Here is a 21253-nt window from a genome sequence, read left to right on the forward strand (position 1 = left end):
GCGGCTAATGTCGTTACGTGATCTGGACGGCGAACGAACTCGAGGAATACGGCGAGACCCTCGTCGGTGCGTTCCAGAATCCCGGCATCCTGATCGGCATCCCGCTCGCGCTCCTCGGCGCCGTGTTCATGTCCTTCGGCGCGCAGTACCAGCACCGCGGCGTGACCAAGGTCGAACAGCTGAGCGGGACGGCGGCCCGTCAGGGGCTGTCCGGATCACACGTCGCGAAGCTCCTTGCGCGGCCGTCATGGGTGCTCGGCACCGTCATGCTCGGACTCGCCATCGTGTGCCAGCTGGCGGCACTGTCCTTCGCCCCGCTGATCGTGGTCCAGCCTCTGGGGGCGATCGCGCTGGTGATCACGACTCTCCTGAACGCCCAGATCAGCGGGCACCGACCGACCAGGCGCTCACTCGTGGCCATCGCCGCCTGTGTCGGCGGCATCTTCGTCTTCGTCACGATCGCCGCGCTGTTCGCCACCGAGAAGCCGGTCACGGACGGGCAGGTCGTCACGATCCTGGTGATCATGGCTGTCGTCACCGTCGTCTTCGCGGCGCTGTGGGTGTGGTTGCGCGCCCGGATCGGAGCGCTCTTCTACATCATGGCGGCGGGCATCATCTACGGCTTCGTCGCCACCCTCGCCAAGACGGTCATCACGCGGCTGCAGGCCGGGAACGTCGAGTGGCTGACCTTCACCGCGCTCGCGGCCCTTCTGATCGGCACCGCCGTGGGCGCGTACTTCGTGCAGACCGCGTACTCCTCCGGCCCACCGGACCTCGTGATCGCGGGTCTCACCGTGATCGATCCGATCGTCGCGGTGCTCATCGGGCTGTTCGTGCTCCGCGAAGCCGTCGGGGCGCCTCTGTGGGCCTACATCGGGTTCGGCGTCGTCGGGGCCGTCGCCGTCTGGGGCGTGATCCAGCTGGCACGCCATCATCCGCAGATCATCAGCGATTCCCAGGAGCTGCCGATCCCGCGCGGGAGCGGCGGGGAACCGGCGCCGTCGACCGGTTCCATCCGCGTCACGGAGGTCGTGTCGAAGGTGTGGCCGGAGCCGCCGGTGAAGGATCCCGCGGACGACCCCGACCGAACCTGATCGGTAGGGCGGGTGGGACTTGAACCCACGATCGTCGGGTTATGAGCCCGCTGCCTTGACCAGCTTGGCCACCGCCCCCTGCACCGTCGAGCCTACCGCCCGGCGATCTCCTGCATGGCCTCACCGATGTAGGAGTACTTCACGAACACCTCGGGGGCGAACCCGGCTTCCTCCAGGACGCCCTGCACCGCGCCGAGCATGTAGCTGTAGTCCCACCCCATGTAGAGGTGGTGGTCCTGGTCCAGGGAATCCCAGTCGCCGGTCCAGGAGGCTTCGGTGTAGACCGGTCCGCCGTTGCGCTCGCTGAAGGAGACCACCGACGATCGCGCGTCTGCCCAGAGGCGCTTGAAGATCCGATTGAACAGGTACCGGGCGTCCGGCACCTCCCAGTGCTCTCCGCGGTACTCGACGTAGGACCACTCCCGCTGCCAGCCTCGCGGCCACCCGCGACGGCGCACCGCGTCGAGGATCGGTGTCAGCCCGTCATCGTCGATCGGACCGAGGTCGGGCCGCGCCCAGGTGCGGACGAAGGCGTCCGCGAGCAGCGTGGACCGCGCGGACACCGCGGCGGTGTTCCAGACCGGCGCGTCTGCGACGTCGCGTGTCTGCGGAACCGCGCTGCCGGCATAGAGGTCGCGCTTGACGGGGAATGCGGCGTCGAACGCCGTCGCAGCTCGCTCCTCCTCGAGCAGGACGAGGTTGCCGAGCGTCTCCGACAGAGCACGGTGGCTGTTCTGCTCGTCCTCGCTGAAGGTGCTCCAGATGCGTCCGTCCCCGCCCGTCCAGGCCTCGCCCGGGACGACAGGGGCGATGTGATCGACGTCGTACCCTTCGGGGGCGGTAAGGCCCGCAAGTCGCCCCAGGACGAAGGCCGCGTGGGGGAGGGGCGAGAACTTCAACGCCACGCGGACCCGCTCGTCCGACGGGGTGACGCGCGCGATCGCCGTGCGCAGCGCCACGTGGCCTTCCTCGCGCGCGCGACACAGGCGCGGGACGATGCGATCCATCGACACGCCGACGACGGCTCGACGGAGCGAAAGCGTCTCGGCGAGCTGCAGCGTGTCGCTCAGATCCTCCTCGGAGGTCACCCCGCGTCGGTGGTCGTAGAGGGCCCGCAGGAGCAGAGGATGCAGAGCGGAACCGAAGACCGACAGGCCCCGCAGCCGGGAGGCGAGGGGTGCACGCGCGTGCGTCTGCGGCGAGAGCAGCGCGCGATAGAGCTCCGAGTACACGCGCCATTCCTCGGCGAGGTCGCGAAGCGCGTGGATGTCGAGGCGTGGGAACAGCTGGCGGAAGACGTCGTACACGGCGCGTTGCCCCGGGGCGATCTCGCGACCGGTGCGCTGAACGAGGTAGTGCCGCCAGAACGCGGCGATCGCCTCTCCGGTGTTCGCCTCGATCGGGAGCCAGAACTGCTCTTCGATCTCGCGCTGCTCGGCGTGCGTGAGTCCCATGAGCACGTAGTTGTGGATGAGTTCGTGATCGCGGAGCGGCTCACCGGTCGAGTTGAGGCTCTCGAAGATCTGCTGGGCGTTCGCACCCCGGCCGAGCGTAATCGCGACGTGCTCCAGCTTCTGCAGTCCTCGCCAGATGCGTGGCGCCTCGGTCGGACTGATCTGACTGCGGAAGAAGGCGTAGTTGTCGGCGAAGCGTGAGTCCGCGCCGCGTTCCGCCTTGTCGAACACGACGGCTTCGAACTTCTCCGCCCACGCACGGTGCGGTCGCAGGCGGGTGCGGCGGGCATCGGACGGTGAGACGAGCAGGGTCGTCAGGGCCGCGACCAGGGAGTCGTCGTCTTCGCGCACCGTGTGCAGCAGCGCCGCGGCGAGCAGCATGAGCGTGGTGAGTCTCTGCTGGCCGTCGATGAGGACCAGGTCACCGTCCTCGGTTCCGCCCGAGGACAGCACCGACCCGAGGAAGTGCATCCGGGAATCGTCCAGATCCGCGACGGCTCGGATGTCGCCCAGCAGCTGTTCGCACGCCCCGATGTCCCAGCGGTACTGCCGCTGGTAGACGGGAACGACGATCGAGCGCGTGCCGGAGGAGAGCCATCCGATGGTGTTGACCGCGGTCGCCTCGACATTGGTGGCTGTCACCATCAGCTCAATCTCACCCTTTCCGCACCGGTGGCGCCGCTCGGCGCACCCGCACAATTCTACGCGGCGCGCCCCTCCCGCCCTGAGGCCCCGACGACGGCCGGAGTAGGCTTGCCTCAGTTGGGCCTGTAAAAACTTCGCTGGCCCGCTGACGAAAGGCACCCCATGGGTTACATCAAGTCTGCCGCTCTCGAGGAGACCGGCTTCGTCGTCCTCGACAGCTACGATCGCGAGATCGATCCGAAAGAGTGGCTGGAAGTCGAGTACGTGGACTGGAAGTCCTCCGGCGACACGCGCTTCGCGCCGATCGCATCCGCGAAGGGCGAGATCGAGTGCAACGGCTTCTGGAATCACACGCCGCCGCGTACCGACAAGGACGGGGTCTGGATCCCCTCTCAGATGGAGAAGGCCCCGACTCTGACGGCGCGCGCGCAGGAGCCGGGCGCCAACGTCGGACGCTGCCGGATCATCGAACTCCAGCCCAATTCGTACGCCGATGCTCTCTACAACCTTCACCAGGATGACAACAACCGCCTGAACCCCGATGGCACGGGGTGGGTCGTCCGAGGCTTCTTCAACCTCACCGACGACAAGACCAGCTACTTCGTGCTGCGCGAGAACCGCACCGACCCGAGCATCGAGTATCGAGTGGCGCTGCCTGCGGGGGCTCAGCTCATCGTGGACACGCAGCGTCTGTGGCACGCGGTCCACCACGACGGCGACGAGCCCCGCTACTGCCTGATCACCTCGTGGACCTCGGGTCCCGAGCTCGACGCCTTCATCGAGAAGTACCACGGGCGACCGACGACCGAGTACGTCGACGTCCCTCAGGACGTGCTCGACGCCGGCCAGGCCGAGCAGGCGCGGCGCGATGCCGCGCGGGCGGCCTACTACGCCGCGAAGGGCAAGGCCGAGGTTCAGGCGATGAGCGAGGCCTGAGCACCGATCCGTCACGCACTGAGGGGTCGGGGAATCACAGCCTTGTGATTCCCCGACCCCTCAGTAATAATGGCGGGAGAATCGAATAGCACACGCCGTGGTCCGGTCAGGTCGTTGGGGAAGACGCACCTGACGATCGGAGCAAAGATGGCGACAGCACAGACGCGCGGAGTGATCTACGTCCACTCCGCGCCGCGGGCGTTGTGCCCGCACCTGGAGTGGGCGGTGGGCCGAGTGTTCGGCCGCCCACTCTCCTTCGAGTGGGCGGATCAGCCCATCCTCGCCGGCAGTCGCCGCACCGAGCACTACTGGGAGGGACCCGCCGGCACCGGCGCAGCCCTGGCGACGGCGATCCGCGGGTGGGAGCACCTGCGCTTCGAGGTGAGCGAGGACCCCTCTCCTCGAAGCGACGGCGGGCGTTGGCTGCATACCCCGGGCCTCGGAATCCACTACGCTCAGACCGACTCTGCGGGCAATATCGTCGTGGCCGAGGACCGGATCCGCTACGCCATGGACGTCGCCGCCGGCGATCCGCGCGAGCTGCAGCGCGAGCTCGACGTCGCGCTCGGCGCAGCATGGGACGAGGAACTCGAACCTTTCCGCCACGCCGGCGACGACGCGCCGGTGGTGTGGTTGCACAAGGTCGGCTGATTTCGCGGCGGGCCACGGCCTGCTCCTCAACCTGCAGCGATCGACGAGGAAGGGATCGCTGCACGGACGTAGGAGACGAGGCGCGCGTACCGAATCCCGGAGAGGATACCCGGGAGGCGGGAGAGCGAATCGGCTTCTCAGACGAAAGGCCCCGCGCAGCGCGCGGGGCCTTTCGATCGTCACCGTGTCAGACAGTCGTGAACGCGGCCACGGCGTTGTGCCCGCCGAACCCGAAGGAGTTGCTGATCGCGAGCTGGGGCCCCGATCCGAGCGACTGCGTCTCGCCGGAGATGCGGAACGGCACCTCGGGATCCTGCGTCGTGATGTTGATGGTCGGCGGAGCAACGCGGTCGCGAATGGCGAGGATCGTGAACATGGCCTCCAGAGCGCCGGTCCCGCCGAGCAAGTGACCTGTCGAGGCCTTCGTCGCCGACACGGGGATCTCGTCGACGCGGTCACCGAGGACGGCCTTCAGGGCCTGGTACTCATTGGGATCGCCGACCGGCGTGGACGTGGCGTGGGCGTTGATGTGCGTGATGTCGTCGGGGGAGGCATCCGCCATCGCCAGAGCCATCTCGACGGCGCGAGCCGCGCCGTGACCCTCGGGGTCATTCGCGGTGATGTGGTAGGAATCCGCCGTCACACCGCCGCCGACGACGGCGGCATAGATCTTCGCGCCGCGCGCACGCGCGTGCTCTTCGGTCTCGAGGATCAGGACCGCCGCACCCTCGCCCATGACGAACCCGTCCCGGTCGACGCTGCCGGGTCGCGAAGCGGTCGCGGGATCGTCGTTGCGCCGCGAGAGCGCCTGCATCGAAGCGAACGAGGCGATGGTGATCGGGTGGATGGCGGATTCGGTTCCTCCCGCGATGACCACGTCCGCGAGCCCCGCACGGAGGTGCTCGACCGCGTTGACGATCGACTCCGTGCTGGAGGCGCAGGCGCTGGCCACGGTGCGTGCGTAGGCGCGCGCGCCGAAGTGCAGCGATAGGTTGCCCGCGGCGGCGTTCGGCATGAGCATGGGCACGGTCATCGGCATCACCCGACGCGGCCCCTTCTCCCGGAGGACATCCCAGGCGTCGAGCAGGGTCCACACGCCACCGATGCCGGTCGCGAAGTCGACACCGAGTCGCTCCGGCGCGACATCCGGAGCACCGGCGTCCTCCCATGCCTCCTGGGCGGCCACCATCGCGAACTGCGATGCCGGGTCCAGGCGCTTGGAGACGGGACGGGGCAGGATGGTGTCCGGGCGCACCTTCGCCTGAGCGGCGAACGTCACCGGGAGCTGATACTTCTCCACCCAGTCGTACTCGAGGGTCCGGGCTCCGCTGGCGCCGTCCAGAAGAGCATCCCAGCTCTCCTGTGCGGTGGCGCCGATGGGCGACGTGGCTCCGATGCCGGTGACGACGATGCGGGGGGTGCTCATGGGTATGGGAATCCTCACAACGGATCCGGTGGGGGCGCGTGCCCCCACCGGGGCGGTCTCACGCCTGGTTGGACGTGATGAAGGTGACGGCGTCGCCGACGGTCTTGAGGTTCTTGACCTCGTCGTCGGGGATGGTCACGCCGAACTTCTCCTCGGCGTTGACGACGATCGTCATCATGGAGATCGAGTCGATGTCGAGGTCGTCCGTGAAGGACTTCTCCATCGCGACCTCGTCGGCCGAGATGCCCGTCTCGTCGGTGATGAGCTCGGCAAGACCGGCGAGGACCTCGTCGTTGGTGAGTGCCATGGGTTTCTCCTGTTTCTTCGGGGTTCACGGTCCCGGGCGGGCCGGGAACAGTCTACGGAAAGGCGACGCTCGGACTACGGAAGGACGACGACCTGCGCGCCGAAGACGAGACCGGCGCCGAAGCCGATCTGCAGAGCGAGCCCTCCGCTGAGCTCGGGGTGTTCGGCGAGCAGCCGGTGCGTGGCGAGGGGGATCGATGCGGCGGAGGTGTTGCCGGTGGTCTCGATGTCGCGCGCGATGAGAACGTCCTCACCGAGGCCCAGCTGCTTGGCGAACTCGTCGATGATGCGCATGTTCGCCTGGTGGGGGACGAACGCCGAGAGATCCTCGGCGCGGACGCCCGCCGCCTCGAGCGCCTGGCGCGCCACCTTGACCATCTCCCACACCGCCCAGCGGAACACCGTCGGCCCCTCCTGGCGGAGCGTCGGCCAGGGAGCCGCACCTTCGCGGAACTCGACGAGCGTGTGATTCATCCCGACGGCATCCGCCTTGGAACCGTCCGATCCCCACACCGTGGGTCCGATGCCGGGCGTGTCGCTGGGGCCGACGACGACTGCGCCCGCGCCGTCACCGAGGAGGAACGAGATGGAGCGATCGGTCGGGTCGACGATGTCGCTGAGCTTCTCGGTTCCGATGACGACGGCATAGCGTGCCGCCCCCGCGCGGATGAGCGCGTCGGCCTGCGCGACACCGTACGCGAATCCCGCACACGCCGCATTGAGGTCGTAGGCGGCGGCCGGGTTCGCCCCGACGCGGTCCGCGACGATGGCTGAGACCGATGGGGTCTGCTTCGGGTTGCTGATGGTGGCCACGATCACCGCGTCGATGTCGGAGGCAGGGACCCCGGATGCGGCGATCGCCTCGGCGGCGGCATCCGTCGCCAGATCGATCGCGTCCGTCTCGGCGGCTGCGCGCATCCGGGTGACGATGCCCGTCCGCTGACGGATCCACTCGTCGCTCGAGTCGATCGGTCCGACGAGGTCGTCGTTGGGGACCGTGTTCTCACCGCGGGCCGCGCCGTAGGCGTAGATCCGAGTGTGCGCGGGGCCCGTGGCCTGAACGAGGGTGGGTCGCATGGAGTGCTCCGATCAGGCGCCGCGCGCGAGGTCCGCCGCGGCGGGAAGGTCTTCGGGAGAGGTGACGGCCACGCTCGGCACACCGCGGAGGGCGCGCTTCGCGAGCCCCGTCAGCGTACCCGCGGGGGAGAGCTCGATCAGACCGGACACTCCCGCTTCGGAGAAGGCGGCCATGCAGAGGTCCCATCGAACCGGTGACGCGACCTGCGAGACGAGCAGCCGCATGAACTCGTCGCCGGATGCCACCTCGGAACCGTCGTGGTTCGTCCAGATCCTCCTCGCGGGGTCGGCGGCGCGGACCTCGGATGCGGCGCGTCGGAGCGTCTCCACCGCCGGCGCCATGAAGTCGGTGTGGAAGGCGCCCGCCACCTGCAGCGGAATCACGCGCGTCCTGGCCGGCGGGTCCGCCGAGAGCGCCGTCAGCGCCTCGGCGGCGCCGGCGGCGACGACCTGTCCGCCGCCGTTGTGGTTGGCCGCGGTGAGCCCGAGCTCCGTCAGTCTCGTGAGCACCGCCTCCGCGTCGCCGCCCAGCACGGCGCTCATGCCCGAGGGCTCGGTCGCCGCGGCCTCGGCCATCGCGCGTCCGCGGATGCCGACCAGCCGCAGCGCGTCCTCCTCGCTCAGGATGCCCGCGGCGACGGCAGCGGCGAATTCTCCCACCGAGTGTCCAGCGACGCCGATGACGGCGTCACGATGCTCCAGCGCCCGCCACGACAGGAGACTCGCCGCCACGATGAGCGGTTGGGCGACCTGGGTGTCGCGGATGCGATCGGCGTCCCACTCGGTCCCGGCGGCAAGGAGGTCGATCCCGGCCCACTCGGAGTAGGCCGACAGCCGTTCCGGGGCGTCGGGCAGCGTGAGCCACGGGGTGAGGAAGCCGGGCGTCTGGGCGCCCTGACCGGGGAAGACGGCGATGATCACCCGTCTATCCTGCCAAGGAACACCGTCGCTCAACTAGCGCACCTCTCCGAAGAATGCCGGAAGGCTTTGTCGAGAAGCGACGATCAGGCGCCCCGACGCGGCGGTCCGCCGCGGCGGCGTGTGGCATCCGTCCCGATCGAGCCGAGGACGAGCGCGGTCTGCAGGATGAGGGCCTCCCGAGGTCCCGTCGCGTCCCAGCCGATGACCTCGGACACACGCTTGAGCCGATAACGCACCGTGTTCGGATGCACGAAGAGCTCGCGCGCGGTCGCTTCCAGCGAACGGCCGTTGTCCAGATAGCTCCACAGCGTCGCCACGAGATCGGTGCTGTGCGCCTGGAGCGGTCGGTAGATGCGCTCGACGAGCGTGAGCTTGGCGAGAGGGTCGCCTGCGAGGGCGCGCTCCGGGAGAAGGTCGTCCGCTTCGACAGGTCGAGGCGCATGGCGCCACGCGCGGGCGACGGCGAATCCCGCCAGGGCCGCGCGGGCGCTTTGACCGGCATCGACGAGCGCCGGGACGGTGGGACCGAGCACGAGGTAACCCGATCCGAAGCCCGGTTCGAGCTGCGAGGCGATGTCGGCGAAGGGAAGCTCCGCGGGCAGATCCTCGGCACGCGACGCGGGTTCCGCACGCCCGACGACGAGGACGAGGCGCGAACCCTGGACACCGATCAGGACGTCGACTCCGAGCTTGCGAGCTGTGCGCCGCAGCTGGTCGACGTCGAACTGCGGCGGCGTGGTTCCGACGATGACCGCGACCTCACCGTGGCCGTGCCACCCGAGCGCCGCGATCCTGCTCGGCAGCTCCTCGTCCGCTTCTCCCGTGAGGATCGAGTCGACGACCAGGGCTTCCAGCCTCGCGTCCCACAGCCCGCGCGCCTCCGCCGCCCGCGCGTAGACGTCGGCGGCCGCGAAAGCCACTTCGCGGGAGTAGAGCAGGATCGCCTCCCGCAGGCGGTCGTCCTTGCCCGCCACCCGCTCCTCCGTGACCTCGACGGTCACACGGATCAGCTGCAGCGTCTGCTGCAGGCTGACGCTGCGCAGGAGCTCTCGCGGGGCGGCGGCGAAGATGTCCGCGGCGATCCAGGGCGTGGAGTCGGGATCGTCGAACCACTGGATGAAGGAGGTGATGCCCGCCTGCGCGACCAATCCGACAGCAGATCGGCGCGCAGGCGGCATCTCGGCGTACCACGGGAGCGAATCCTCGAGGCGCTTGATCGTGGCGGTCGCCAGATCACCCGAGATCCGGCGCAGCCACGCCAGCGTCTCGGCCCGGTCCATCGAGGCCTTCCGCGACATCCCGACGGGTCAGCTCTCGCCGCCCGCGTTGCCGCTGGTGCCGGCGCTGACGTCGTGCAGACGGTACTTCTCGATCGCCTGAGCGGACAGGCTCCGGTCGACCTTGCCCTCGGCGGCCAGCGCCTGGAGGGTGCGGACGACGACGGACGGGCCGTCGATCTTGAAGTAGCGGCGTGCCGCGGCGCGGGTGTCGGAGAATCCGAACCCGTCCGCTCCGAGGGTGACGAACTGCTGCGGCACCCAGGGCCGGATCTGATCCTGCACGGCGTGCATGAAGTCGCTGACCGCGACCACCGGACCGTCGGCATCCCTCAGCCTCTCGGTGACGTACGCGGTGCGCGCGTCCTCGTCGGGGTGGAGGAAGTTGTGCTCGTCCACGGTGAGACCGTCGCGGCGGAGCTCGGTCCAGGAGGTGACCGACCACACGTCGGCCTGGACGCCCCAGTCGTCGCGCAGCAGCTGTTGGGCCTCCAGCGCCCACGGCACACCGACGCCGGACGCGAGGATCTGGGCGCGCGGGCCCTCGCCTTCCGGCGAGGAGATGCGGTGCATACCGCGGACGATTCCCTCGACGTCGACGCCCTCGGGCTCGGCCGGCTGAACCAGGGGCTCGTTGTAGACGGTGATGTAGTACATCACGTTGGGGTCCGGGTGCTCGCCGCCGTACATGCGCTCGATGCCGGATCGCACGATGTGCGCGATCTCGTACCCGTAGGCAGGGTCGTAGGAGACCGTAGCCGGGTTGGTCGATGCGAGCAGGTGCGAGTGCCCGTCGGCGTGCTGCAGGCCTTCACCCGTCAGCGTCGTCCGCCCGGCCGTGGCGCCGATGATGAACCCGCGGGCCATCTGGTCGCCGGCGGCCCACTGGGCGTCGCCGGTGCGCTGGAAGCCGAACATCGAGTAGAAGACATAGACCGGGATGAGCGGCTCGCCGTGCGTGGAATAGGACGTCCCCGCAGCCGTGAACGCCGCGAGCGCACCGGCCTCGTTGATTCCCACGTGGAGGATCTGCCCCTGGGGGCTCTCCTTGTACGCCAGCAGCAGCGAACGGTCCACCGACGTGTAGTTCTGCCCGTGGGGGTTGTAGATCTTCGCGGTGGGGAAGTACGCGTCCATGCCGAACGTGCGCGCCTCGTCCGGGATGATCGGGACGATCCGGTGACCGAAGTCCTTCGCCTTGAGGAGATCCTTCAGCAGACGGACGAAGGCCATCGTCGTGGCGATCTCCTGCGATCCCGAGCCCTTCTTGGGGAGGGCATAGGCGCTCTCGTCGGGGAGGGTCAGTCCGACGTGGTGCGAGCGCCGCTCCGGCAGGAAGCCACCGAGCGAGCGACGGCGCTCCTGCATGTACTGGATCGTCTCGTCCTGGGCGCCCGGGTTGTAGTACGGCGGGAGGTAGGGGTTCTCCTCGAGCTGCGCATCCGAGATCGGGATGCGCATCGAGTCGCGGAAGTGCTTGAGGTCGTCCAGGGTCATCTTCTTCATCTGGTGCGTCGCGTTGCGCCCCTCGAAGTGGTGGCCGAGACCGTAGCCCTTGATCGTCTTGGCGATGATGACGGTCGGCTGACCCTTGTGCTCGGCCGCGGCCTTGTACGCGGCGTACACCTTGCGGTAGTCCAGTCCGCCACGGCGCAACCGACCCCAGATGTCGTCGTCCGACCAGTCCTTCACCAGAGCCGCGGTGCGCTCGTCGCGGCCGAAGAAGTGCTCACGGATGAACGCTCCGTCCTCCGCGCGGTACGTCTGGAAGTCGCCGTCGGGCGTGGTGTTCATCAGTCGGACCAGCGCACCGTCGGTGTCCTTGGACAGCAGCTCGTCCCAGCCCGATCCCCACACGACCTTGATGACGTTCCAGCCGGCGCCGCGGAAGAAGCTCTCCAGCTCCTGGATGATCTTGCCGTTTCCGCGGACGGGGCCGTCGAGACGCTGCAGGTTGGCGTTGATGACGAAGGTCAGGTTGTCCAGACCCTCGTTCGCCGCAACCTGCAACTGCCCGCGGCTCTCGACCTCGTCCATCTCGCCGTCGCCGAGGAAGGCCCAGACATGGGAGTCGGAGAGGTCCTTGATGCCGCGGTTCGTGAGGTACTTGTTCGACATCGCCTGGTAGATGGCGTTGATCGGCCCGAGACCCATCGACACCGTCGGGAACTGCCAGTACTCCGGCATGAGGCGAGGGTGCGGATAGGACGGGATCCCCTCCGGTGCCTTCGACTTCTCCTGTCGGAAGCCGTCGAGCTGCTGCTCGCTGAGGCGTCCTTCGAGGAACGAGCGGGCGTAGATGCCGGGGGAGGCGTGCCCCTGGATGAAGATCTGGTCGCCGCCGCTCGGATCGTCGAGGCCGCGGAAGAAGTGGTTGAAGCCCACTTCGTAGAGCGACGCGGACGACGCATAGGTGGAGATGTGTCCACCGACGCCGATGCCGGGGCGCTGCGCGCGGTGCACGGTGATCGCGGCGTTCCACCGGATCCAGCGCCGGTAGCGACGCTCCAACTCCTCGTCTCCGGGGAACTCGGGTTCGTTCTCCGGAGCGATGGTGTTGATGTAGTCGGTCGTGGGCACCTGCGGGACGTTCAGCTGCAGGTCGTGCGAGGCCTGCAGCAGGCTGAGCATGATCTCGCGTCCTCGTCCGGGCCCTTTGGCCTGGACGAGCTGGTGGAGTGACTCCTGCCACTCGGACGTCTCGTCGGGATCGCTGTCCAGCGGGTCCTGCGAGTACGGATCCTGATCGTTGACAGTCACAGAAGACCTTTCGTCGTCCGGCAGATCATGCCAGGGGAACGGCAATACGGGCGGGCACGCGCGTTGTCTCGCGTGTGCGGCACACCCAGAACAGCCTAGCGAGTCGTGCGCCCTGCGGATGCTCGTGCGGCGGCACGGAGTCTGCGGTGGGCCCTGCCGGGATCGAACCGACGACATCCACGGTGTAAACGTGGCGCTCTACCAGCTGAGCTAAAGGCCCTCGGCGTCCATCCTATGCGCGTGTCCCGTCGGCGCATCGGCGAACGACCCACGGCGGAGGTGCCGGCAGCGGGTAGCGTGGAGTCCGTGAACGCCGACCCCGCCGACCAGCGCAAACTGCTCGATCTCGCCGACCTCGACGCTCGGATCCGTCGCGACGAGCACGTCTCGGGCAACCCACCGCAGGCGGCGCAGGTGCGGGAGCTGCTCGCGCAGCGGACGACGTTGGCCCACGAGCTCGCGTCGCGGGCCAACGTCCGCGACGACCTGCAGGCGGAGCTGGCCCGCGTGGAGTCCGATGTCGCCGTGGTCGACGCGCGCATGGCGCGAGACTCCGAGCGTCTCGCTGCGGCGACGAACCCCAAGCAGGCGCAGGGCTTCGAGAGCGAGCTCGCCTCGCTCTCGAAGCGGAAGAGCGATCTGGAGGATGCCGAACTCGTCCTCATGGAGCAGCTCGAGGCGGCGGATGCCGCCGTCGCTGCGCAGGAGGCGATCATCGCCGATGCCAACGCGCGGGGAGCGGAGCTGAGCGCCGAGGCCAAGCGCGTCGTCGCCGAGGCCACCGAACGCCTCGAGGCGTCGCGCCGCGATCGATCGGCGATCGCCGGCGGCATCCCCGCGGATCTCCTCGCGCTGTACGACCGCCTGGCCGCACGCGGGACCGGCGCAGGACTGTTGCGCGGCGGGGCCTGCGAGGCATGTCGCATGGTCCTCCCTCCCAACGACCTGGCCGTCGTCCGCCGCGCGCAGACCGACGAGGTCGTGTTCTGCCCGGAATGCGGCGCGATCCTCGTCCGCACCGAAGAATCGCGGTGACCGACGCTGGCGTCCTCATCCGTTGAGGTCGTCCTCGGGCGCGGAAAGGCAGGCGAGGTCGCACTGTTCGACCTCGACACTTCCGGCACGGCGGTGTCGACCTCCGCCGTCGCCGTCGACGCGCTGCCCGCCGCCGTCGCTGCGCGGGAAGCCGACGGCGACGTCCGATGGATCTGGAGCGACACCCCGACCTGGTATGCGCCGCTGCTGTCGGCGGGGGTGCGCGTCCGGCGCGCCTGGGACCTGCGCCTCGTCCATGCGATCCTCCGCGACGCCGCATCCGTTCAGGAGGATCAGGGTCTTCGCGGTCAGACATCATGGGATGCCGCGGCGGGGGCGAGCGACGACCTGGACACCCTCTTCGCCCTCGACGACGGCGTCGGTCCTCCCGAAGGAGCGGACGCGGCGCTCGCTGAGTACCGGCGTCAACGCTCCGCGATCGCGGCCGCAGCGGCCGGCACCGCCGGGAGTCTTCGGCTGCTCGCGGCGGCGGAGTCGGCGGGAGCACTGATCGGCGCGGAGCTCCACGCCGCCGGGCTCCCCTGGAGCGTCGAGGCGCACGCACGGCTGCTCGACGAACAGCTCGGCGCCCGCACACCGGGCGGGCTCCCCTCCCGCATCGAGGACGCCGCATCCGCCGTCCGCTCCGCTCTCGACGACCCCGGTGTCTCGCTCGACTCGCAACCCAAGCTCCTACGTGCGCTGCACCGGGCCGGCATCCTGGTGGAGTCGACAAGTCGGTGGGAGCTCAGTCAGCACGATCACCCCGCGGTCGCGCCCCTCATCGCGTACAAGAAGCTCATGCGCCTGTACACCGCGAACGGGTGGGCGTGGATGGACGAGTGGGTGCGGGACGGCCGGTTCCGGCCCGTCTACGTGCCGGCAGGCGTCGTCACCGGCCGCTGGGCGTCCTCCGGCGGAGGCGCGCTGCAGATCCCTCGCCAGTTGCGCACCGCTGTGTGCGCCGACCCGGGGTGGACTCTCGTCACCGCAGACGTCGCGCAGCTCGAACCCCGCGTGCTCGCCGCGATGGCGCGCGACACCGCGCTGGCCGCGGCGGCGTCGGGCCGGGATCTGTACGCCGGAGTGGTCGAGGCCGGTGCCCTCGCCACCCGCGCGGAGGCGAAGATGGCCATGCTCGGAGCGATGTACGGGGCGACGACGGGAGAAAGCGGACGGCTCGTCCCGCGTCTGCGCAGAACGTTTCCTCGGGCGATGGGTCTCGTCGACGAGGCGGCGCGGATCGGGGAGGACGGCGGCCGGGTGAGCACCTGGCTCGGACGGACATCCCCCGCTGCGGGGGAGGCGTGGCGCACGCTGCAGTCACGCGCGAGCGGTACCGACGCGTCCGGAAGCGACGAATCCCACGCCCGTCGCGCCGCACGCGATCGAGGCCGCTTCACCCGCAACTTCATCGTGCAGGGAACCGCGGCCGAATGGGCACTCGCCTGGCTCGGCGACCTCCGCACGCGGCTGAGTGCGCTGGCCCCGGTCGATGTCGCCGACGCGGCACCGCGATCCGGTCCGGCGTTCGCACGGTCGCCGCACCTGGCGTTCTTCCTGCACGACGAGATCGTCGTGCACACCCCTCTCGCTTACGCCGAAGCGGTGGCTGATGCCGTCCGCACCTCCGCGGCATCCGCCGGTCGCCTTCTGTTCGGGGAGTTCCCGATCGATTTCCCCCTCGATCTTAAGGTCGGACGGACGGCCGAGAAGGAGTGACCCACCCGCGTAGACTCGACGGAGCGAATGGGTCGGCTGGACGGTCGCGTGGCGGGAGACCGCACCGAGGAACGTCCGGGCTCCACAGGGCAGGGCGGTGGGTAACACCCACCCGGAGTGATCCGCGAGACAGTGCCACAGAGAGCAGACCGCCCCGGCTTCGGCCGGAGTAAGGGTGAAAGGGTGGTGTAAGAGACCACCGGGGTCGCGGTGACGCGGCTCGCAGGGTAAACCTCGCCCGGAGCAAGGCCAGACAGGGGATGCCGACGCGGCCCGCCGAGTCCCCGGGTAGGCCGCTGGAGCGTCACGGCAACGTGGCGCCGAGAGAGATGACCGTCGATGGGGCGAAAGCCCCGGGACAGAACCCGGCGTACAGGCCGGCCCATTCGCCCCTCAGCCGAGAGCCAGTGCCGCCGCGCCGATGATGCCGGCGTTGTTGCGGTGCTTCGCCGGGACGATCGGCGTCTTGAGATCCAGCAGGTGCAGGAACTTGTCGGCGTGCTTGGACACCCCGCCGCCGACGATGAACAGGTCGGGGGAGAAGAGGAACTCGACGTGGCTGTAATACCACTGCAGGCGCTCCGCCCACTGCTCCCAGCTGAGCTCCTCGCGCTCCATCGCCGAGTAGGCCGCGTAGGCTTCGGCATCCTTCCCGTGCTTCGCACGCTGGAGGTGCCCGAGTTCGGAATTGGGGATGAGGACGCCGTCGTGCAGGAGCGCCGAGCCGATGCCCGTGCCGAGAGTCGTGAGGATCGTGAGACCCGGGACGCCGTGGGCCGCACCGAACCGCACCTCGGCGATTCCGGCCACATCGGCGTCGTTGGCGAAGTGGATGTCGCGCCCCAGGCCCGTCTCGAAGAACGCCTCGGCGTCGAACCCGATCCAGGTGTCCGAGACGTTGGCCGCGGACATCGTGCGCCCGCCCTTCACGATCGCGGGGAATGCCACGCCGAGGGCGACGTCGGAATCGTCGGCGACGCCGAGCCGCCCGAGGACCTCGCGCACGGCGTCGAGGACGGCACCGGGCTCGGCGCCCTCGGGCGTCGGAACCTTCACGCGATCACTCAGGAGCGTGCCCTTCTCGAGATCGACGACCCCGGCCTTGATCCCGGTTCCGCCGATGTCCACGCCGACCGCGCGCGTCTGTGCTGCCATGCGGACCAGCCTACCGAGAGCGCGCTCCCGCGCGTTCCTGTTCCCCGCTCACGGTCCGTCACTAGGATCGGACCACCACCACGCCGACGTGCATCGGAGGAGCACCCGTGACGAGCGACAGCGAGAAGTACTGGTACAACCTCAAGACCGGAGAGGTCGAGAAGGGCTTCGCATCGCCCGTCGTCGACCGAGCGGGTCCCTTCGACACCCCCGAGGAGGCGGCGACGGCGCCGGAGCGATTGAAGGAGCGTTCTCGGCAGTGGGACGAGGACGACGCGGCGGAGGCCGAATGGGGCGGCGGCACCGCATCGGACGAGTCCGACCGGCACTAGTCTGAGAGGCACGCGCGCGCCCCACCCGCGGCGCCGCGCGACACCGGGTAACCCGCGGAGAGGATGCGATGGACAAGCAGCGTGACTTCGTTCTGAGGACGATCGAGGAGCGCGGGGTGAAGTTCATCAGACTCTGGTTCACCGACGTCATCGGCACCCTGAAGTCCGTGGCCATCGCCCCCGCCGAGGTGGAGGGCGCCTTCGCCGAGGGACTGGGGTTCGACGGCTCCGCGATCGAGGGCCTGACCCGGTCGTACGAGTCCGATCTGCTCGCACACCCGGATCCGACGACCTTCCAGACGCTCCCCTGGCGCGGCGAGATCGACCCCACCGCCCGGATGTTCTGCGACATCACCACCCCCGACGGTCAGCCGGCGGTGGCCGACCCGCGGCACGTCCTCAAGCGCTCGCTCGCCCGCGCCGCCGACGCCGGCTTCACCTTCTACACGCATCCGGAGATCGAGTTCTATCTGCTGAAGTCCTCGACCTACGGCCCCGAGGGGCCCGAGCCGGTCGATTCGGCGGGGTACTTCGACAACGTCCCCGGCGGCACCGCGCACGACTTCCGGCGGCGGTCGGTGCGGATGCTGGAGGATCTGGGCATCTCGGTGGAGTTCAGCCACCACGAGGGCGGTCCCGGTCAGAACGAGATCGACCTCCGGTACGCCGACGCCCTCGCGACCGCGGACAACATCATGACCTTCCGGACCGTCGTCAAGGAGGTCGCCATCGAGCAGGGCGTCTACGCAACGTTCATGCCGAAGCCTCTCAGCGGCAAGCCCGGCAGCGGGATGCACACGCACATGTCGCTCTTCGAGGGCGATCAGAACGCGTTCTACGAAGAGGGCGGCCAGTACCAGCTCTCCAAGGTCGGACGGCACTTCATCGCCGGCCTCCTGCGGCACGCGAACGAGATCTCCGCGGTCACGAACCAGTTCGTCAACTCGTACAAGCGCCTGTGGGGCGGGGACGAGGCGCCGAGCTTCATCTGCTGGGGACACAACAACCGGTCCGCGCTCGTGCGCGTGCCGATGTACAAGCCGAACAAGGGCCAGTCCTCCCGCGTCGAGTACCGTGCCCTCGATTCGGCCGCCAATCCCTACCTCGCCTACGCACTGCTGCTGGCGGCGGGGATGAAGGGGATCGAAGAGGAGTACGACCTCCCGCCGGAGGCCGAGGACAACGTCTGGTCGCTCACCGACGGGGAACGCCGCGCCCTCGGCTACGCACCGCTGCCGGCGAGCCTCGACGTCGCCCTCGAGTACATGGAGGAATCGGAGCTCGTCGCCGAGACTCTCGGCGAGCAGGTGTTCAACTATGTGCTGCTGAACAAGCGTCGCGAATGGCAGGAGTACCGCTCGCAGGTCACCCCCTACGAGCTCAAGAGCAACCTCGAGATGCTCTGAGCGCGTTCCCGTGACCGGCTCGGAGCGCTCGGGCGCGCGGACCCACCTCGCACGACTCGGCTTCAGCCGCCTCGGTGAGGCCGAGTCCCTCCTGACGGAGCTCGCGACGCACACCGACCTGTCGCGCGACGAGCTTCTCTCAGACGTGGCCCGTGCCGCCGATGCCGATGAGGCGCTGGCGGCCCTCGCCCGCATCGCGCGTCGCGACGCCGCGCCGGTCCGGGCTGCGCACGAGAACCCACAGGCGCGACGCGCGGTGTGGGCTCTGCTCGGGGCGTCCGACGGGTTCGCGGACTTCTACTTCAGACACCCCGAGGAACTCGCCGACCTCGCCTCCGCGGGAGGTGCTCTTCCGACCGAGCCGGAGATGCGGGCCGCGCTCGCGGAGTCGATCGGATCCGTGGAGGGATTCTCCGCGCTCGGCACGGAGGACGCCTGGGTGGCGCTCCGCGTGCGCTACCGCCGCGTCCTCGCCCGCATCGCCGCCTACGACCTCTTGAGCCCGTCGCCCGTCGACGAGATCCCCGGAGTGACGGCCGCGCTCGCCGATGCCGCCGGCGCGGCCCTGGATGCGTCATTGGCCGTCGCCCGCACCCGTGTCTCCCAGGGGGCCGCGGGCGCGGGGCTGTTCCCCCGCGCCCAGGTCGCCGCGACCCGTCTCGCGATCATCGGGATGGGGAAGACCGGGGCGCGCGAACTCAACTACGTCAGCGACGTCGACGTGATCTTCGTCGCGGGCGTCGATCCCGAGCAGTCCGACGCCCTCAGCGAGAGCCGCGCGGTCGACATCGCCACCCGCCTCGCCGTGCAGACGATGCGGGGACTCTCCGAGGTGGAGGTCGAGCCCCCGCTGTGGGAGGTGGATGCCAACCTCCGCCCGGAAGGCAAGCAGGGCGCCCTCGTGCGGACCCTCGACTCGCACCTGGCCTACTACGAGCGATGGGCCAAGAGCTGGGAGTTCCAGGCTCTGCTGAAGGCTCGACCGATCGCGGGCGATCGCGATCTCGGCGTCGCTTACGTCGAGGCCGTGCAGCCGAAGGTGTGGACGAGCGCCGCCCGCGAGAACTTCGTGGACAGCGTCCAGCGCATGCGCGAGCGCGTCACCGACCACATACCCGCGGGGGAGGTGCCCTTCCAGATCAAACTCGGTCCGGGCGGCATCCGCGACATCGAGTTCACCGTGCAGCTCCTCCAGCTCGTCCACGGGCTGTCGGACGACCGCATCCGGCAACGCGGCACGCTCGAGGCTCTGGACGCCCTGGTCACGCAGGGCTACATCGGGCGCACGGAAGCGGCGACCTTCGCCCGCGACTACCACGTCCTGCGCCTCCTGGAGCATCGCGTGCAGCTTCGCCATCTGCGCCGGACGCACCTCATGCCCGCGGATGCCGAGGCCCGGCGGATGCTGGCACGCTCGACGCGGCTGGCGGAGTCCGGGGCGCAGATCTGGGACATCTGGGAGGGGATCAAACGCGAGGTGCGGGACATCCACGTCCGCCTGTTCTACCGGCCGCTCCTCTCCGCGGTCGCTGCCCTGCCCGCGGAGGAAAGGGTGCTCTCCACCGAGCAGGCGCGCGATCGGCTGGCTGCGATCGGATTCACCGACCCCGCCGGGGCGCTGCGGCACATCGCCGCCCTCACCAGCGGCCTGAGCCGCAAGGCCAGCATCCAGCGGCACCTGATGCCGGTGATGATCCGATGGTTCGCCGACGGGGTCGATCCCGACTACGGCCTGCTGGCCTTCCGGCGACTCAGCGAGCGGCTCGGCGACACCCCGTGGTTCCTGCGGATGCTCCGAGACTCCTCCGGAGCGGCGGAGAGCCTCACGCGGGTCCTCTCCGGCTCCCGCTACATCGGCGAGCTGATGGAGTGGATCCCGGAATCGGCCGCCTGGCTCGACGACGACACCCTCCTGCGTCCTCGCAGCGGCGTCGCCCTCCAGCAGGAGGCGCGCGCCATCCAGACACGTCACGCGGGGATCGAGGACGCCATGCGCGCGGTGCGCGCCCTTCGCCGCCGCGAGCTGCTGCGGACCGCGATGTCGGGCATCCTCCAGACCGTCACCATCGAGGAGGTCGCACAGGCGCTGACGACCATCACCGAAGTGACCATCCAGGCAACGCTCCGGGCCGTGCGCCGCGAGGTCGTCCCCGCCGAGGACGACGCGCTCGACTTCTCGGTGATCGCGATGGGCCGATTCGGGGGAGCGGAGCTCGGGTTCGGCTCGGATGCCGATGTGATGTACGTCTACCGCGCCAACGGCATCGACGCCGACCGCGCGCAGCGACTCGCGACGAAGATGGTGTCGGAGCTGCGTCGCCATTCGGAGGACCATCGGGTGCCGCTCGATCTGGATGCCGACCTCCGGCCGGAGGGCCGCAACGGACCGATCGCGCGCTCCCTGGACTCCTACGCCGCCTACTACCGGCGCTGGTCCCTGTCGTGGGAAGCGCAGGCGCTCCTTCGCGCGCGCGGCATCGCCGGCAGCGTGAAGCTCATCCGCGCCTTCACCGAACTCGCCGATCAGGTGCGGTACCCGCAGACACCCGACCCCCAGGGGCTGCGCGAGATCAAGCGCATCAAGGCGCGCGTGGAGTCCGAGCGGCTCCCGCAGGGGACGGATCCGTCGCGCCACCTCAAGCTCGGTCCGGGAAGCCTCAGCGACGTCGAGTGGCTCGTCCAGCTGCTCCAGCTGCAGAACGCGCACGACGTGCCCGGTATGCGGACGACGTCGACCATCGAGGCCCTGCGCGCCGCCGAAGGAGCGGGGCTGATCCCCGCGACGGCGGCGGACCGCCTCGCCGCCGCCTGGCGCCTCGCGAGTCGACTCCGCTCGGCCAACACGCTGCTGTCGGGGCACACGAGCGACGTCCTCCCGACCGACCGCGGCAAGCTCGACGGCATCGGGCGCCTGCTCGACTATCCGCCGCGATCGGCCACGCAGGTCGAGGAGGACTATCTGGCGACGACGCGACGGTCGCGGAGGGTCTTCGAGAAGCTGTTCTACGGGTGAACGGAAACGGCCCCGGCGCAATGCCGGGGCCGTTTCTGGTGCC

General features: G+C 69.4%; 16 protein-coding genes, 2 tRNA genes and 1 other RNA gene. 9 read left to right on the forward strand and 10 right to left on the reverse strand.

Features of this window, described 5'->3' with window-relative positions; translation table 11 throughout:
* Positions 1-17: 17 nt before the first annotated feature.
* Positions 18-1094 carry a DMT family transporter gene (locus ABXJ56_RS13575; RefSeq protein ID WP_354000267.1) on the forward strand — a complete coding sequence of 359 codons (1077 nt, stop codon included), beginning with the start codon at positions 18-20 and terminating at the stop codon, positions 1092-1094.
* Positions 1095-1098: 4 nt separating this feature from the next.
* On the opposite strand, the gene ABXJ56_RS13580 is transcribed toward ABXJ56_RS13575, so the two are convergent.
* Together ABXJ56_RS13580 and ABXJ56_RS13585 are read right to left on the reverse strand one after the other, a co-directional pair.
* Positions 1099-1172, reverse strand: a tRNA-Ile gene (locus ABXJ56_RS13580).
* 14 nt (positions 1173-1186) lie between these two features.
* Entirely contained in the window at positions 1187-3193 is a 2007-nt protein-coding gene (locus tag ABXJ56_RS13585; RefSeq protein WP_354000268.1) for a DUF262 domain-containing protein, read from the reverse strand.
* 162 nt (positions 3194-3355) lie between these two features.
* Between ABXJ56_RS13585 and ABXJ56_RS13590 the strand changes: the two genes are divergently transcribed.
* Both ABXJ56_RS13590 and ABXJ56_RS13595 read left to right on the forward strand, forming a co-directional pair.
* Positions 3356-4129 carry a hypothetical protein gene (locus ABXJ56_RS13590; protein ID WP_354000269.1) on the forward strand — a complete coding sequence of 258 codons (774 nt, stop codon included), beginning with the start codon at positions 3356-3358 and terminating at the stop codon, positions 4127-4129.
* Between the two features lie 147 nt (positions 4130-4276).
* Positions 4277-4780, forward strand: coding sequence for a DUF3145 domain-containing protein (locus ABXJ56_RS13595; RefSeq protein ID WP_354000270.1), 504 nt, complete (start codon positions 4277-4279; stop codon positions 4778-4780).
* A gap of 187 nt (positions 4781-4967) precedes the next feature.
* Here the strand turns inward: ABXJ56_RS13595 and ABXJ56_RS13600 are convergent, their stop codons facing one another.
* The 7 genes from ABXJ56_RS13600 to ABXJ56_RS13630 form a co-directional block, all read right to left on the reverse strand.
* Entirely contained in the window at positions 4968-6206 is a 1239-nt protein-coding gene (locus ABXJ56_RS13600; RefSeq protein ID WP_354000271.1) for a beta-ketoacyl-[acyl-carrier-protein] synthase family protein, read from the reverse strand.
* A gap of 58 nt (positions 6207-6264) precedes the next feature.
* Positions 6265-6513 carry an acyl carrier protein gene (locus ABXJ56_RS13605; RefSeq protein ID WP_053548638.1) on the reverse strand — a complete coding sequence of 83 codons (249 nt, stop codon included), beginning with the start codon at positions 6511-6513 and terminating at the stop codon, positions 6265-6267.
* Between the two features lie 74 nt (positions 6514-6587).
* Entirely contained in the window at positions 6588-7589 is a 1002-nt protein-coding gene (locus ABXJ56_RS13610) for a beta-ketoacyl-ACP synthase III (RefSeq protein WP_354000272.1), read from the reverse strand.
* Between the two features lie 12 nt (positions 7590-7601).
* The gene (locus ABXJ56_RS13615; protein ID WP_354000273.1) at positions 7602-8510 is read right to left on the reverse strand and encodes an ACP S-malonyltransferase; all 909 of its coding nucleotides are present in this window, start codon (positions 8508-8510) and stop codon (positions 7602-7604) included.
* An 83-nt stretch (positions 8511-8593) separates the two neighbouring features.
* Positions 8594-9790 (reverse strand): PucR family transcriptional regulator, encoded by a 1197-nt coding sequence (locus tag ABXJ56_RS13620; RefSeq protein ID WP_354000274.1) that lies wholly within the window; start codon positions 9788-9790, stop codon positions 8594-8596.
* Between the two features lie 27 nt (positions 9791-9817).
* Entirely contained in the window at positions 9818-12547 is a 2730-nt protein-coding gene (gene aceE / locus ABXJ56_RS13625) for a pyruvate dehydrogenase (acetyl-transferring), homodimeric type (protein WP_354000275.1), read from the reverse strand.
* A gap of 147 nt (positions 12548-12694) precedes the next feature.
* Positions 12695-12767 (reverse strand) — tRNA-Val (locus tag ABXJ56_RS13630).
* 86 nt (positions 12768-12853) lie between these two features.
* On the opposite strand from ABXJ56_RS13630, the gene ABXJ56_RS13635 reads away from it, so the two are divergent.
* From ABXJ56_RS13635 to rnpB, 3 genes are all read left to right on the forward strand, one after another.
* Positions 12854-13582: a zinc ribbon domain-containing protein gene (locus ABXJ56_RS13635; RefSeq protein WP_354000276.1), complete on the forward strand. Its 729-nt coding sequence runs from the start codon at positions 12854-12856 to the stop codon at positions 13580-13582.
* Positions 13583-13588: 6 nt separating this feature from the next.
* Complete coding sequence (locus ABXJ56_RS13640; protein ID WP_435405013.1) at positions 13589-15304, forward strand: bifunctional 3'-5' exonuclease/DNA polymerase; 1716 nt, start codon at positions 13589-13591, stop codon at positions 15302-15304.
* Positions 15305-15332: 28 nt separating this feature from the next.
* Positions 15333-15693, forward strand: an RNA gene (rnpB, locus tag ABXJ56_RS13645) — RNase P RNA component class A.
* Between the two features lie 4 nt (positions 15694-15697).
* Here rnpB and ppgK read toward each other — a convergent pair.
* On the reverse strand, positions 15698-16459 hold the full coding sequence (gene ppgK / locus ABXJ56_RS13650; protein WP_354000277.1) for a polyphosphate--glucose phosphotransferase: 762 nt from the start codon (positions 16457-16459) through the stop codon (positions 15698-15700).
* 107 nt (positions 16460-16566) lie between these two features.
* Here ppgK and ABXJ56_RS13655 point away from each other — a divergent pair, with 107 nt between their 5' ends.
* The 3 genes from ABXJ56_RS13655 to ABXJ56_RS13665 all read left to right on the forward strand — a co-directional run bounded on the left by ABXJ56_RS13655 (position 16567) and on the right by ABXJ56_RS13665 (position 21210).
* A complete protein-coding gene (locus tag ABXJ56_RS13655) occupies positions 16567-16791 on the forward strand; it encodes an SPOR domain-containing protein (protein ID WP_354000278.1) in 225 nt (74 codons plus the stop codon).
* Between the two features lie 68 nt (positions 16792-16859).
* Entirely contained in the window at positions 16860-18197 is a 1338-nt protein-coding gene (glnA, locus tag ABXJ56_RS13660; RefSeq protein ID WP_354000279.1) for a type I glutamate--ammonia ligase, read from the forward strand.
* Positions 18198-18207: 10 nt separating this feature from the next.
* A complete protein-coding gene (locus tag ABXJ56_RS13665) occupies positions 18208-21210 on the forward strand; it encodes a bifunctional [glutamine synthetase] adenylyltransferase/[glutamine synthetase]-adenylyl-L-tyrosine phosphorylase (RefSeq protein WP_354000280.1) in 3003 nt (1000 codons plus the stop codon).
* Positions 21211-21253 lie beyond the last annotated feature (43 nt).

Source organism: Microbacterium aurantiacum, assembly GCF_040532595.1.
GTDB classification, from domain to species: Bacteria; Actinomycetota; Actinomycetes; order Actinomycetales; family Microbacteriaceae; genus Microbacterium; species Microbacterium chocolatum_B.